Consider the following 14,994-nt stretch of genomic DNA (forward strand, 5'->3'; position numbering starts at 1 on the left):
TCAGAAGCAGATCTGCCTCTCCTAGAGCTGCAGCTGCTTCAAATTATAAAACTCGCCTTTGCTTGCCATCAGCTCATCGAAAGTGCCGACCTCAACAATACGTCCATGCTTCATGACGACAATACGATCTGCATCACGAATCGTCGACAGGCGATGAGCGACAATAAATGTCGTGCGGCCTTTAATCAGCTCCTGCATCGCCTTCTGAACATGAAATTCTGACTCGTTGTCGAGTGCGGAGGTGGCTTCATCCAAAATAATAATTTTTGGCTCGCGTACAAGCGCACGTGCAATCGCAATCCGCTGACGCTGGCCGCCAGACAACTTGCCGCCATGTTCGCCAACCATTGTATCGAGGCCGTCCGGCAGCTGCCCGATAAATTCGGATAGATTAGCCATCTCAACAACACGATTGACTTGTTCATCGGTAATATCGCGAAGGCCATACGTAATATTGTCTCGAATTGTTCCTGAGAACAAAATATTCGTTTGCGGCACGACCGCCAAATGCTTGCGATAGCTGCGCAGATCGATATCTGCCAAATCAATGCCGTCCATCAGCACTTTCCCGCCCGTTGGCTGCAGGAAGCCGATAACTAGATTGAGCACTGTTGATTTGCCTGCGCCGGATGCGCCAACAAATGCAATGCATTCGCCTGCTTCAACTTCGAGGGTAACATCCTCAAGCACATGATGTTCACTGCCCGGATATGAAAGCTCTACGCCCTCGAAAGAAAATTCACCGCGTACATCGGCAACTTTTCTTTTGCCGCTATTATTTTCAATATCGGTCGATACCAAAATCTCTTTAATGGAATGAATCGATTCAAGACCTTTGGCAATTTGCGGATAAATGTTAATGAGACCAGTAACGGAAGCCAAAATCATCGCAAAAAAACCTTGGTACATAACGACGTCGCCAACCTGAATTTGCCCATTGTAAGCTAAGTATGCCGTAAAAATTAAGCAAAGCACCTGAAAAATTTGAAACGTCACCCAGTTTGTTGAGCCAAAATAAGCCTCCACCAAATCCAGCCGATACCCTTTGCCTTGAATGTTGCTCAGCGTCTTGTCAATACGTGCGATCTCAACCTTCTCCAGACCGTGTGCGCGCGTAATCGGAATCATCTCGACCATCTCTGACACGCGAGAGGACATGTGTTCTATTTCTTTACGGAATTCCTTGTTCGATTTACGGATTTTGCGCCTGAAAATCGTTACGATCGTTATAGACATTGGAATGGTCAGTATAAAAAACAACGACACAATCCAGCTGCTGTTCAGCGTTATAATAAACGATACGATAATGTTAACGACAGCCGGCGCCAAAGCAATCATGAACTGCTTTGACATCATCTCAACCGCTTCGACATCGCGCAGCACCTTCGATTGCAGCTTGCCAGCAGGCAGCTCCCTATGTTGATTAATGGACAACTGCTGCAGCTTGCGCACAAGCGCGCTGCGAAGTCCCGCTTCTACATATCTTACCGCACGGCTCAAAAAAGAAATGTAAGCGGCGTGGGTTGGTATGTTCTGCAAGATGACGATCAAAATAATAACAAAGTTAATCCAAATACCGCTTAGCGGATATTTTGCTGGATTCGTCGCAATGTTGATAATATTAGCTGTTACAATTGGCAGCACATAAATGGGCGCGCTTTTGATAAACAAAAATAATAATGAAATCAATAGATTGGCAAAGTTGCCTTTGTATAATGACAATAAAAACTTCAACGGGCTGGCATTTTCCTCTAGTGCCGCGTTTTCAAATGTGCTCGCTAGTCCTTTTGCAGCACCAAGCTGAGTTTTTACAACCCTCTCTGACATTTCTCTCTCCATCCTTCTGCAGCTCTGCATGCTGTCCAACCATTCTTAATTCGGCAAGCTACCGCATCATCTTACGCTCATTCCACCTTCCTGTAAATGTGCGATATTGCACTTCTTATATTCAATTTTGTTCATCGGCACTAGTGGTGCTTGGCTTTATAATCCTTAGGAGTTTCTCCAACCATTTTCTTAAAAAGCTTGTTAAAGTAAACAGGATCACTATAGCCGACCAGCTGTGATATTTCGTAATTTTTCAGATTTGGATGATCGCTCAAAAACTGCTTTGCCTTCTCTATCCGTATGTCGATCAAATAGTCTGTCAGCGTCATGCCCGTCTCCTGCTTAAATAAGCGGCTCAAATAATTGGCGCTCATGCCGACGGTGTCGGCGATACGCTCCATTTCGAAGTTTTTGCCGTATTCTTGCTCCAAAATCGTTTTCATTTGCTCAATAACATGATGCTCTTTTTCCTTCGAGATCGTCTCTTGTGCTGGAGCAGATACCGTTGATTCCGATGTTTGCCCGTTTTCACTGCGCTCCTGCTCAATTTTAACCAGTATGTCGTACAAGTTCGCCTTGTCCACTGGCTTGAGCAAATAATCCCGGACGCCCGAGCGAAGAGCCTTGCGCGCATATTCAAATTCACTAAATCCACTGAGCACAATCGTATCAATCGACTTATCGCGCAAGTGCTCAATAAGGCGCAAACCGTCCATCATCGGCATCTTTATATCGGTAATCAGCACATCCAGCTCGCCTTCACTGAGCTTCGAAATTTGCGCCCAAGCGTCCATTCCGTTGCTGTAGGAGCCGATAACTTTAATGTCCAAATCCATTTTCGTTAATATTTTTTCTAGACCCAGCCTTATAAATTCTTCATCATCCGCGATCATAATGTTCAACAATCCTGCTCGCTCCTCCCCGCGTGTTCCTCTTCTAGTTTGTGCTAAAATCGGTACATCTGCAATGAAAAGAAAGCGGACGGTTTATTTAACCGCACCGCTTGTCACACCCGCGAAAATATATTTTTGCAAGAACACATAAAGAATTGCGGTAGGAATCATAATGATAAGAATGGCTGAGGATATCATTTGCCAGTCCCCGCTGTTGACCCCGAAGAAGCGCATGAGTGACGTTGATACGACGACATGCTCGGCCCTAGGCAGATACAGGAGCGGAATAAACATGTCATTATAGATGCTGATTGTTTTCAAAATAATGATTGTCGCTGTCGCTGGCGCAAGCAGCGGGAAGATGATGGAGCGGAAAATACGAATCAATGAAGCACCTTCGATCATCGCGCTTTCATCTAGTTCATAAGGGATGTTTCTAATGAATTGCAGATAAATGTAGATTTGCAAAATATCTGCGCCTACATAGATTAGTACAGGTCCCATCAAATTATTCGTTAAGCCAAGCGCCTGAATCGTTTTGTAGTTGACCACTTGTGTTGTAATCGCTGGAATAATCGTGGCGAATAGGAACAAGCCGACTAACGGGCCTTTAAATTTGAAATTGAAGCGCCCAACGGCATAACAGAACGCCGATCCGATCAATATGTTCAAAATTAGCGTGATCGCGATAATGAACAGCGTATTCCCGAACGCATGGAGCATATCCGCCTGCTTGAAGGCTTGCGCAAAGTTTTTAAAATAAAGAAAGCTATCCGGCATAGCGATCGTCGATTTCGTGTGAAATTCATCCTTCGTCTTAAAGGCATTGACGACGATGATATAAGGCGGGAACAAAATCGCAAACGCAGCCAATAGAAGGCTTAAATACTTGATTGTGTCCCAAAGCTTATTGGATTTATTCATCGATTATTCCCCCTTTCCTTTCAACAAAAACCGCTGAATCGATAATACAATGACAACAAAGAGTAACAAGACGACGCTCATTGCGGATGCCAAGCCATAGTTGTTGAACTGAAAGGCGGTCTCAACAATTTTCATAACGAAGGTTTCACTCGATCCTGCCGGCCCACCCTTGGTTAAAATATAAGGCAGATCAAACACCTCTAAAGCGCCGGTGACCGTTAGGAACAAATTGAGCTCAATAATTTTGTAAATGTTCGGCAGCGTGATGCTAATAAATTTTTGCCAGCCGTTTGCCCCGTCAATCGATGCCGCTTCGTAAATATCACTTGGAATCGATTGAAGCGCCGCCAAATAAATGACCATATTGAAGCCCATAAAGCGCCAGAAGCCAATAGAAGCAAGCGTATAGTTTACAAAAGAACCACTGCCGAGCCAGCTTGTTTTGGAGAGTGCATCAAAGCCGAGCTGTCCTAGCAAATAGTTTAATGATCCGTTTGTCGTATCGAATACGTAACCGAATAAGTATGCTACAGCAACGCCATTTAGGATGTACGGTAAAAAAAGCAGCAGCCTGAAAAAGTTTTTCCCCTTCAGCTTGCTGTTCAGCACCACTGCGAAATAAATCGCGGCGATATTTTGTACGATTCCAACAGCGAAATAGGCAAAGTTATGTTTGAAGACGCCAAATATAGCTGGATTTGAAAATACTTCTTTGTAGTTCGACCAACCAATCCATGGTTTGTTTTGACTTAAGCCGTCCCAGCTCGTAAAGCTTAATCGAATGAGTTCCATTGCCGGATAATAGGCGAATGTCAGCAGCAGCAGCAGCGGCAATGCGCCGAAGCCAATAATGACATAGTTCTTCTGTGTTTTAAAAGGCAATCTGCTAAACATGAGACAACCCCATCCTCCCTGCGTCTTTCTAATCGGAAGGTGCAGGATAGACAACCGTTAAAGGTTATCCATCCTGCACGCAGCCCTTACAATCCTAAATCTTTTTTCGCTTTCGCCCACGCTGTGTTCACTTTATCCAATACCTTTTGCGGGTCTTTAGCTAATACGAATTCTTGTACAACTGCAGCTTGATCAAGCTGCGCTTTGTTTTGAATTTCTGTCGCTGCATCTACTGGTGCAGCTGGCTCGAAAAATTTAGGGGTAAAGCTGTTGAATTCCGCAAGCTGTGGAAGCTTCGATTCTTTGGCTTTCAAAGTAGGAATGAAACCTGCGAAATCATCATAACCGGATTCTTCGATCATCCATTGTACGAATGCTTTACCTGCTTCAACATTGCCGTTTTTGTTAACTGCATAGAAGAAATCCGGGTTAAGCGGTGCTTTCGCTTCGCCAGTGTTGTCGACCGGGAATGGGAAGAAGCCAATGTCTTCAGCAGGAGCGCCATTCTCGATTACTTGGTTAATTACCCAGTTGCCAAGCAGATACATACCGAATTTTCCAGTTGCTACGTCTTTTTTCGATTGCTCCCAGTTCGTCGAGTTCACATCTGTTTCTAGGAAACCTTTTGTGTACATCTCACGAAGAATTCCCCATGATTTGCCGTATGCATTATCAAGCGTGTACGGTGTTTCCGATTCAGCACGTTTGTTTTGGTGGTCAGAAGCTCCGCCAATTAGTGTTGGAACATCGTATACCCAAGTATCAAGCGGCCATTTATCTTTGAAGTTTGATGCAAGCGGCACGATGCCTGCGTCTTTAAGCTTTTGCGATGCAGCTAGAAATTCGTCGTATGTTTTTGGAAGAGCTGTAATGCCCGCTTTCTCGAATGCTTTCTTGTTGTAAACGATACCGACTGTCGATCCGCCGGAGGATACGCCATACATTTTGCCTTCTTGCGCTTTCAAATCTTTGAAGTGAATTTCACCTGAGAATGCAATGTCGTCAAGCGGAGCGAAATAATTAGGCAGCTCTGCGTTTGGAATGGTTGGTACAAATACGACATCAGGGAAGTCTCCGGAAGCGATGCGGATTTTCAACGTTTTATCATAATCCGTAATGGCTTCAAATTTAAGATCGACACCAGGGTATTTGTCTTCAAAACGTTTTTCGTAATCGACGTACTGTTTGTCAATCATGTCGGTACGGTTTGTTAAGAATACAACCTCACCTTTAATGTTTGACGCTTCCTCTGATCCACCGTTCTCCGGTTTGTTCGTTGCGGTGTTATCCGTGCTCGGCTTGTTCGTAGGTGAATTCGTGTTTGTGTTATTCCCACCACAAGCAGCTAACGATGTTAGCATAACTACAGAAACAAGTGCTAACGAAATGACTTTTTTCATTTTCTAAATCCCCCTCAGCTCGTTTTGATTCCGCTTACATTTCGATAATACCTCATAAAATGTGGTTCTAAAATGGTTTAAAATATGATTTATAGTCTTCAACTGTCATTTTTCGAAAACGCTTTTTTACGTATATTCACTCATTATTGTGCATACACATGCCGCTTTCTGCGTTATTAAATGAAGCAATTTTATAAGGTTGCTTGCTGTTCAAGAAAGGTATTGCAAACAAGACTAGAATCATGTTTACTTGTTATATAACAAAAATATTATTAGCAATAACAAAAATACCAAATATAAAGTGAGGCGACTCCAATGACAACTAAAGCAGCCTATATAGGCGGAATGACATGGGGCTGGACAGGCATTCGAGGCACATGGACTGGCGAAAAAGCGGATCGTTCGATGGAATTAATGGCCGAGCGGTTAAGCGTGAACTGGACAGCTATTGCACTTGGCGCACTTCAAGATCATGCCCACTCTACCGAAATTAAGTTTCGCGAGGCGCCTACGGTTACCGATGAGGAAGTTCTTAGTGCCATTCACAAAGCGAAAGAACTAGGCCTTAACGTTTGTTTGAAGCCGGTCGTCAATTGTGCGGATGGCACATGGCGTGCTCATATTAATTTTTTTGATCTCGATGTGCCTTGCGAGCCAAAATGGTCTGACTGGTTCGCTTCGTATACCACATTCATTTTGCACTATGCCAAAATGGCTGAAGATACAGGTTGCGAAATGTTTTGTGTTGGATGCGAAATGGTTCAAACCGATCGCAGAGAAACGGAATGGCGTGAGCTCATCGCAGAGGTTCGCAAAGTTTATTCCGGCATCGTTACGTACAACTGTGACAAATATCAAGAAGGCCAAATTAAATGGTGGGATGCTGTTGATGTCATTTCTTCCAGCGGCTACTACCCTATCGATGCTTGGGAAGAGCAGCTGAACCGAATTGAAAAGGTCGTATCCGAATACGACAAGCCTTTTTTCTTCATGGAAGCAGGCTGCCCTAGCCGCGAAGGCTCGCAGTATATTCCGAACGATTGGGGACTTGCAGGCGCGCCCAGCGAAGAGGTTCAGCGTCAGTTCTACGAGACGATGTTCTCCCATACGGACAAGCGTGATTGGGTTGGCGGCTTTATGCTTTGGGATTGGCCGGCGAGACTATATGAAGAGGCCGATGCGAGTGCTAACGACGATTATTGTATGTATGGCAAGCAAGCAGAACAAACGGTTCGTCAATATTATGCAGCCAAAATAGCTGAATCGAGTGACGGAGGTTTGGGCGAATGAACGTAACTAACGAGCAGTGGCTGGCAAGCATCAAGCAAGAGCTGGAATCTAACATTCTCGGCTTTTGGATGAAGCATACGATCGATGAGCAAAAAGGCGGTTTCTACGGCAATATCAGCAGAGATTTAACCGTTAACGATGAAGCTGGCAAAAGCCTGGTGCTTAACACACGGATCTTGTGGACCTTTGCCTCCGCTTATCGCATGACTGGCAATGAAGCTTATCTCGAAATGGCTGACCGTGCCTATCAATATGTAAATAAATACTTTGTAGATCAAGAATACGGCGGATTATACTGGATGGTTGATGCAGCTGGCAGCCCAGCCGAAACGAAAAAGCAGGTATACGGTCAAGCCTTTGCTATTTATGCTTACTCCGAGTATTACCGCGCTACCGGGAATGAAGCTGCGCTTCAGAAAGCGATCTCATTATTTCATACGCTTGAGAAATATAGCTACGATGAGCAATATAAAGGTTATTTTGAAGCTCTTACACGCGAGTGGCTGGAAACCGACGATAATAGCTTGAGTGAAAAGGATTTGAATGAGAAGAAATCCATGAATACTCATCTCCACATCATGGAGGGTTATACGAACCTTTACAGGGTATGGAAGTCGGATGTGCTGCAAGCCAAGCTGAAAGAACTAATCGAAATCACAATAAAACATATTATTAACCCAGATAACGCGCACTTTATCCTTTTCTTCGATGAAAAATGGAACGGCAGATCTGAGCATATTTCTTACGGTCACGATATCGAGGGCAGCTGGCTGCTAGTCGAGGCGGCTGAAGTGCTTGGAGATGCAGCATTGCTGGCTGAAGCCAAAGCGATCGCCATTCGAATGGCAGAAGCGACGCTGAATGAAGGCGTTGACGAGGATGGCGGTCTTCTTAATGAGGCAGGTCCTGATGGGATCATCGATTCGCACAAGGATTGGTGGCCGCAAGCAGAAGCTGTTGTTGGTTTCTATAATGCTTATCAAATGACGGGCGATGACAAATACCTTGAGGCTGCCTTGAAATCTTGGCAGTTCATTGAAAATTTTATCGTCGACAAACAGTTTGGCGAATGGCACTGGAGCGTAACTCGCGATGGTGCTCCAAGCGACAATTTACAAAAGGTTAGTCCTTGGAAATGCCCTTATCATAATGGACGCGCATGCTTTGAAATGATCGAACGCTTGTCTGGTACTGCTACTTCACACTAATGGAGGTTTATTCAATGAGTAAATTTAATGAACGCAAGCAAATGCTAACAGACCGTTATGAGGCGCTTGTACAGCGTAAAAACGAGCCAGTAGAAGTTAGCAACGGCGTTTTTGATCGTTACATGCACCCTGTTCTAACAGCAGAACATGCTCCGCTAATTTGGAAATATGATTTTAATCCTGAGACGAATCCTTATTTCATGGAGCGCCTCGGCGTTCATTGCGTATTCAATCCAGGAGCAATCTTCTTAAATGGCAAATTCCATCTCGTAGCTCGCGTTGAAGGCAATGATCGCAAATCATTTTTCGCCATTGCAGAGAGTGACAGCCCCGTTGATGGTTTCCGCTTCTGGAACCACCCTATCTTGCTTCCAGAAACAAGCGATCCCGATATTAACGTCTATGATATGCGCCTCGTTCAACATGAGGACGGCTGGATTTATGGTCTGTTCTGCACAGAGAGAAAGGATCCTTCCGCTCCAAAAGGAGATCTGTCGAGCGCAATTGCACAATGCGGTATCGTAAGAACGAAGGATTTGAAGCAATGGGAGCGTCTTGCTGATCTAAAAACAGCGTCCAACCAACAGCGCAACGTCGTGCTTCACCCTGAATTTGTAGACGGAAAATACGCCTTCTATACTCGTCCTCAGGACGGCTTTATCGATACGGGTTCTGGCGGCGGTATTGGCTGGGGACTATCCGATACGATCGAGAATGCAGTTGTAGAGCGTGAGATCATCATTGATGAACGCCATTATCATACAATTAAAGAAGTGAAGAACGGTCAAGGTCCCGCTCCAATTAAGACGGACAAAGGCTGGATTCATATTGCTCACGGCGTTCGCAACACCGCGGCAGGCTTGCGTTATGTACTTTATGCATTCCTATCCGACTTGCAGGAGCCTAACAAAGTAACGCATCGTCCTGGTGGCCACTTGCTTGCACCAGAAGGCATTGAACGTGTCGGCGACGTATCGAACGTAGCTTTCTGCAACGGGGTTATCGCACAGGATAACGGCAACGTCTATATTTACTACGCTTCCTCCGACACACGCTGTCACGTTGCTGCAACTACCGTTGATCAACTGCTCGACTATTGCTTAAACACACCGGAAGATCCGCTTCGCTCCTACGCATGTGTAGAGCAGCGCATCGCTTTAATTGATCGCAACTTGCAGCTATAATCCTCTTCGCCATTGCAAGGAACTTTAGTCTTTCCAGCCTAAAAGAAAGAGCTTCCCAGAGAGCAGCATTTCTGCTTTTTGGGAAGCCCTTTTTCATTTATTGTTTGATACAAATTACTTTTTGATATCCATAGGAATAGAGATGGTCTTATCGTAGGTTTTAATATAGGAAAATCCGTTAAGCAGCAGCTGTTCCGGTTCCTCTTCCGTGTTAAAAGAAAACGTCTGCTCCCACAAGATATTGCCATTTTTCAAATCCCACGGGCGTGATGAGGAAATGGATGAGACGGGAACTACACTATCACCCGATTGAACAGATAAGTTTTCTGTTTCCAAGATTGTAAATTGTTTTCTGGCGATAACGATATCATAACCTGTATCGGTTTTTGTAACGCTGCGAATCCATAACTTCTCATTCCCAATCTTTATGGACAGATCTGATGGTGAAGCTAAGGAGATCGGTTCTTCTATTTTCTGATAGCCAGCAAAATTTTCAAGTACGAGCTCGATGGTTTCCAGCTTGTCTGTTGGCAGCACATCAAATTCAAGTTCAAATGCCGCCTTGCCCTTTTCACCCGAATGATCCGACTGCATTCCCCATGATTTGACTTCTGTTCCATTTACATAAAGATTTGTTTTACCTGAGAACCTCGGGTATCCCCCATCATTCATTTCATAATGTCCCTTTACGATGGTAGAAGTAGGTGAAGCTGTGATGGCGTCATTGTGGATCGATCCCTCATCGACCGAAACGGATTTTGAGATATCCTCTTTAAGCATGCTTTTCATCGCTTTATTCGCTTCAAACTTGAAGGAGATTGGGTAAGATGCCCGTTCCCCATTTTCTAGCCACTCACTAAATGTAACGGTTAAAGTTCTAGAGAATGGACTAACCGGTTCAAATTTATAGACGCCCTCGTATTGGGTCTCGTCTTTGCTATAATTGCCGCTTCCTTCTTTGGGATCGGAATCCGTCAAGAACCCTTCCATTTGACCTACGTTATAACGTAGTGAACTATTGTCAGTAAATACAGAGCCTTCAGGTCTATCAATGCTATAATACATAAGCAAAGCGTTATCGTCCGCAATAACCCCGTTGATGGTAATGACAGTACCGTCATCTAGCGTTTTGCTTTTGTTGACCGATTGTCCGTAGCCTTGCTCCGCCACTTCAGAGAAGCTAAGAGAGTTCAGCTCGATTTTGTTAAACAACTTGCCTCCGTAATAAGCAAACGCAGGATATTGATAAGTGCCTACAATCAGAAGGAGTGCTGCAGCTGATGAGACAACCCATGTCATCGCTCTATTCAGCTTTCTTTTCTTCACGGGAACATGCTCAAGTGCATTTCGAAGTCTGTCCTCAAGTCCTGATGGTGCCTGCACGATATTCAAGCTCTGTTTGTGCTCCTGTAATCTCTCCTCGATCGTTTTCATTACGATCCCCTCCGATCATCGCTTTCAGTTTTTGTATGCCTTGCGAAATTCTTGATTTGATTGTTCCAATCGGCGAACAGGTCATGTCCGCAATCGTCTGATACGGAAGATCATGTACGTAGCGAAGCTCGATAGCTTCCCGCTGCTGTGCATTTAGATTCGAGAGCAGCACCTGCATGTTCATCTCAGACTCCGTGTTGCGATAAGGGTTATCTTCCGTTAATCCAGCAAAGGACGATTCTCCCTCGTCTCCCAGCGGAACAAATCGTTCTTTTTGGCGGAGTAGTTTTTTGCAACGATTGACAAGAATGGTTTTGCTCCAGCTGTAGAAGGCTTCGCTCTTTTGCAATTGATCCAGCTTTTCATAAAGCGTAACAATCATGTCTGCCATGGCATCCATCGCGTCATGCTCATTTCTCAAATAGTTGTAGGCAAGACGATAATAAGCGTCCTGATCGGCTATGATTAGTTGTAATAAAGCTTCTTTGTTGCCTTTTTGAGCTTGTTTGACAAGACGGCTTACATTCATGTTCTCACCCCTTTCATAGATAAGAGATCACAGAGGCTCTTAAAGTTCATTTTGCGAAAAAAAAAATCTCAACTACCACTTCACTGCGATGTTATTAGAAGATGTTGACATCAACTAAACCTGCATAATAACATCCATATAAATCTAATTTTACGGAGGCTCGCTATTATGGAGATTTCAAAGGGTGTAGAAATGCTTCAACTAGATTTTCACGGAACGATTATTCATCCCATTCTTTTGTGGGATCAAGATACGGCTGTTTTAATAGATACAGGTTTTCCAGGGCAAATCGAAGATTTACGCGCTGCCATTGAAAAAGCAGACGTGTCGTTGGACAAACTAAAAGCTGTCATTTTAACGCATCAGGATATGGACCATATCGGCTGCCTTCCTGAGATTTTGAAAGAGTATGGTCATCATATTAAAATTTATGCGCATGAATTGGATAAGCCATATATTCAGGGAGAGATCCCGCTTTTAAAAGACCGGCACCTTGAGAATCCTCCGAAAGGCAGAGTGGACGATACGCTGATCGACGGTCAAGAACTGCCGTTTTGCGGCGGTATACGCGTCATCCACACGCCTGGGCACACTCCCGGCCATATTAGCCTTTATTTAAAGCAAAGTAAAACGCTCATTGCTGGTGATTCAATGTATAGTGTAGACGGAAATCTCGGGGGAATTCATGTCCCGACTACACCGGATATAAAAGAGGCTCGTCTCTCTTTGAAAAAATATGTAGACCTCGATATTGCATCCGTCGTTTGTTATCACGGGGGATTAAGTACCGAAAATGTTAATGATCAGTTGTTAAAGCTCAGCCAAGAGTAACTATATATAAAGGGTTCCACATACTAATCAAGCATTATATGTGGAACCCTTTTAAGTTTTATTTTAGAAGCATAACCTATCCATAAAGGGGAGAAAATACCCAAAGATCAGCCACTTTCTAGAAAGTTGTGTGAATGCTTTGGAAAATAAATATGTCAAAGAAACGCGATCCTTTAAGGTTTCAAGAGTATTCCCAACCGATGTAAACAATCACAACACGTTGTTCGGCGGCAAACTTATGTCTTATATCGATGATATTGCTTCGATATCCGCTTCCAAATTATGCAGAGTTACCGCGGTAACCGCTTCGACGGATTCCGTTGATTTCTTGCATCCAATCCGGCCAACAGATTCCGTTTCCCTAGAGTCCTTCGTTACTTGGACGGGCAAAAGTTCAATCGAGGTTTTTGTGAAAGTGATACGAGAAGACTTAAGAAGCGGCGAGCGAAAAATAGCAGCTACCTCTTTTCTTACTTTTGTCGCCCTAGATGAACAAAATAAGACAATACTTGTACCTCGTATTGTCCCTGAAACGGAAGAAGAAATTAAATTATATGAAACGGCCGAGCACCGAACGGCAATGAGGAAGCAGCGCAGAGAAGAGAGCAAAAAGTTTGCAGACTTTTTACTGACGAAGTTTCCGTGGGAATAATCGTCCCCTTTTATTACTATTTATTTTGACGAACAGCATCATTGCTATTGCTGCGTGTTCCCTCGCCCAGCAATTTCATCGTAACCATGCCGATTGCCAAGCACCAAACAGGCGCAGAAACGCCGAGAAAGGCGACGTTTGCTACCGCAATCGCAAATGTAAAGGCCGTTGAGTAGCGGTAGGCAGATTCCGAAAAAGCTGATTGAAGGCTTTGAATGAATACCCCCATCAATGAAAAACCCGTTAGAAGCCAAATAAATGAAGACGGCAGAATATTAATAAAGGCAATAACCTTCCAAGCAAATAATCCAAACAGCGCCACTAATGCGCCCGAGACAATCGCTGCATAAGGACGAGATTCCTTTGCACCAGCTTCTTCGCTGCTGCACAGCATACTCATCATTCCGCCAACATTTACGCTATGACCGCCAAGAAACGCTACAGCAGTCGTGGCAAAACCAGTTATCGTAATCGTCTTGGAAGCGGATGGCTCATAGCCATTTTTGCGAAGTGCTGCCAAAGCTACAAACAAATCGTTGCTAAGCACGAGTATCGACAAAGGGATAGCTAACGATAACAGCCCATTAATCGAAAACTCAGGGCTCACCACATGCGGCAGCGCAAACGGCAGCACCTCCATAGGAGGCAAATCATAGCCAATCCATAGAGCAAGCAGCCCCATACAAACGACGCCGAGCACAGGCGGAAAGCCCTTGAATAAACGGGGAAATAAGAAAAAACCGACCAATGCCATGAACCCGACAAAGGGAGCATCCTTGACCGCGGGAACGATTTTTACAATATGGTTGAATATTAAACCGGCAAGCATCGCATCCATCAGCGGCTTGGGCAGGAAAGCCAGCAGCTTATCGGACAGACCAGATAAACCAAATACAGCGATAATAAACCCGGAAATAATGCTCGCACCAGCTAACTCCTGCACGGTAAACTGTGTCGCAGAAGTGCTTAAGAAAGCAACGGCGGTTATCGAATGCGCGCCGCCAAACGGAATTTTATATATCAACGTCAAAGCTATGTTCAGCAGTCCGCCAAAAAAATAAACGGCGAACAGCCACGCGACGAGCTCTAAGGTTGAAAAACCTGCTTTTTCAGCGCTGCTAACGATGAGTACGGCTCCGCCTGTACATGCCAGCATCGCAGATAATATACCAGTAAACACATTTTGCCGATTGAGCTTGGAATGGGTTTTTATCATCAAATCGCTTCCTAATCGTATAATAATATGGCTTCCGTGTTGTTCAAGTGCTTAAGTATAACCGTTTCTCAGCAATTTGTACCCATCCACTGCTCAAACTTTTTTCAGCCATTTCTGCGCATAACATATCAAGGCATCCCAAGATCAACTCTCTAACGAACTGTATTATTCTTATTGTGATGAAAACTAGCTTACTTAAGTTTTAACGAATCATATGAACGTTATAGCATGGTAAATTGGGTGCATTAGCTATTTTTCTCGAAATAACGATTCTGCAGTTCGTTAAACTTTTAATCTATTACCTTTGATTAAAATAAGAGCTGCTAGGTTCGTAAGTTATAGGTCCGAAAACGTTCACTCTGTCTGAGCTCCAGCTCCATTTCCCACCTCGATCATACGCCGCAGCTACTCTATAAGCGCATATATGTGCTTACAGACAACAAACCTAGCCCTTTCTATCGCTGTAAGAACATATACGTGCTTATTGCTCCATTTCCCACCTCGATCATACGCCGCAGCTACTCTATAAGCGCATATTTGTGCTTACAGATAACAAACCTAGCCCTTTCTCTCGCTGTAAGAACATATACGTGCTTATTTGTCCATTTCCTACCTCGATCATACGCCGCAGCTACTCTATAAGCGCATATATGTGCTTACAGACAACAAACCTAGCCCTTTCTCTCGCTGTAAGAACATATACGTGCTTATT

13 protein-coding genes are annotated in these 14,994 nt (G+C 44.2%); 5 read left to right on the forward strand and 8 right to left on the reverse strand.

The window, feature by feature from the left end:
- Positions 1 to 21: 21 nt before the first annotated feature.
- From AC1DOV_RS21505 to AC1DOV_RS21525, 5 genes are all read right to left on the reverse strand, one after another.
- Complete coding sequence (locus AC1DOV_RS21505; RefSeq protein WP_477551036.1) at positions 22 to 1,827, reverse strand: ABC transporter ATP-binding protein; 1,806 nt, start codon at positions 1,825 to 1,827, stop codon at positions 22 to 24.
- Between the two features lie 140 nt (positions 1,828 to 1,967).
- On the reverse strand, positions 1,968 to 2,732 hold the full coding sequence (locus AC1DOV_RS21510) for a response regulator transcription factor (RefSeq protein WP_339204658.1): 765 nt from the start codon (positions 2,730 to 2,732) through the stop codon (positions 1,968 to 1,970).
- An 81-nt stretch (positions 2,733 to 2,813) separates the two neighbouring features.
- Positions 2,814 to 3,644 carry a carbohydrate ABC transporter permease gene (locus AC1DOV_RS21515; RefSeq protein WP_076268980.1) on the reverse strand — a complete coding sequence of 277 codons (831 nt, stop codon included), beginning with the start codon at positions 3,642 to 3,644 and terminating at the stop codon, positions 2,814 to 2,816.
- A 3-nt stretch (positions 3,645 to 3,647) separates the two neighbouring features.
- Positions 3,648 to 4,538: a carbohydrate ABC transporter permease gene (locus AC1DOV_RS21520; protein ID WP_477551037.1), complete on the reverse strand. Its 891-nt coding sequence runs from the start codon at positions 4,536 to 4,538 to the stop codon at positions 3,648 to 3,650.
- 86 nt (positions 4,539 to 4,624) lie between these two features.
- Positions 4,625 to 5,938, reverse strand: a complete 1,314-nt coding sequence (locus tag AC1DOV_RS21525) for an ABC transporter substrate-binding protein (RefSeq protein WP_477512643.1) — start codon at positions 5,936 to 5,938, stop codon at positions 4,625 to 4,627.
- Positions 5,939 to 6,253: 315 nt separating this feature from the next.
- Between AC1DOV_RS21525 and AC1DOV_RS21530 the strand changes: the two genes are divergently transcribed.
- Genes AC1DOV_RS21530 through AC1DOV_RS21540 form a run of 3 tightly spaced genes read left to right on the forward strand, consistent with a single transcriptional unit; the run spans position 6,254 to position 9,620 of the window.
- Positions 6,254 to 7,228 (forward strand): glycoside hydrolase family 113, encoded by a 975-nt coding sequence (locus AC1DOV_RS21530; RefSeq protein WP_477512642.1) that lies wholly within the window; start codon positions 6,254 to 6,256, stop codon positions 7,226 to 7,228.
- Positions 7,225 to 8,436 (forward strand): AGE family epimerase/isomerase, encoded by a 1,212-nt coding sequence (locus AC1DOV_RS21535; protein ID WP_477551038.1) that lies wholly within the window; start codon positions 7,225 to 7,227, stop codon positions 8,434 to 8,436. The genes AC1DOV_RS21530 and AC1DOV_RS21535 overlap by 4 nt, the downstream gene beginning before the upstream one ends.
- A 14-nt stretch (positions 8,437 to 8,450) precedes the next feature.
- A complete protein-coding gene (locus AC1DOV_RS21540) occupies positions 8,451 to 9,620 on the forward strand; it encodes a glycoside hydrolase family 130 protein (RefSeq protein ID WP_477551039.1) in 1,170 nt (389 codons plus the stop codon).
- A 114-nt stretch (positions 9,621 to 9,734) separates the two neighbouring features.
- On the opposite strand, the gene AC1DOV_RS21545 is transcribed toward AC1DOV_RS21540, so the two are convergent.
- Both AC1DOV_RS21545 and AC1DOV_RS21550 read right to left on the reverse strand, forming a co-directional pair.
- Positions 9,735 to 11,054: a DUF4179 domain-containing protein gene (locus AC1DOV_RS21545; protein ID WP_477551040.1), complete on the reverse strand. Its 1,320-nt coding sequence runs from the start codon at positions 11,052 to 11,054 to the stop codon at positions 9,735 to 9,737.
- Entirely contained in the window at positions 10,981 to 11,583 is a 603-nt protein-coding gene (locus AC1DOV_RS21550) for an RNA polymerase sigma factor (protein ID WP_477551041.1), read from the reverse strand. Before AC1DOV_RS21550 ends, AC1DOV_RS21545 begins: the two co-directional genes overlap by 74 nt.
- A gap of 168 nt (positions 11,584 to 11,751) precedes the next feature.
- Here AC1DOV_RS21550 and AC1DOV_RS21555 point away from each other — a divergent pair, with 168 nt between their 5' ends.
- Positions 11,752 to 12,414, forward strand: a complete 663-nt coding sequence (locus tag AC1DOV_RS21555) for an MBL fold metallo-hydrolase (RefSeq protein ID WP_477551042.1) — start codon at positions 11,752 to 11,754, stop codon at positions 12,412 to 12,414.
- Between the two features lie 139 nt (positions 12,415 to 12,553).
- Entirely contained in the window at positions 12,554 to 13,066 is a 513-nt protein-coding gene (locus tag AC1DOV_RS21560) for an acyl-CoA thioesterase (RefSeq protein ID WP_076269129.1), read from the forward strand.
- Between the two features lie 16 nt (positions 13,067 to 13,082).
- On the opposite strand, the gene AC1DOV_RS21565 is transcribed toward AC1DOV_RS21560, so the two are convergent.
- The gene (locus AC1DOV_RS21565) at positions 13,083 to 14,282 is read right to left on the reverse strand and encodes a benzoate/H(+) symporter BenE family transporter (RefSeq protein ID WP_477512636.1); all 1,200 of its coding nucleotides are present in this window, start codon (positions 14,280 to 14,282) and stop codon (positions 13,083 to 13,085) included.
- Positions 14,283 to 14,994: the final 712 nt, after the last annotated feature.

The sequence above is a fragment of the Paenibacillus sp. 01T47 genome (genome assembly GCF_056398245.1).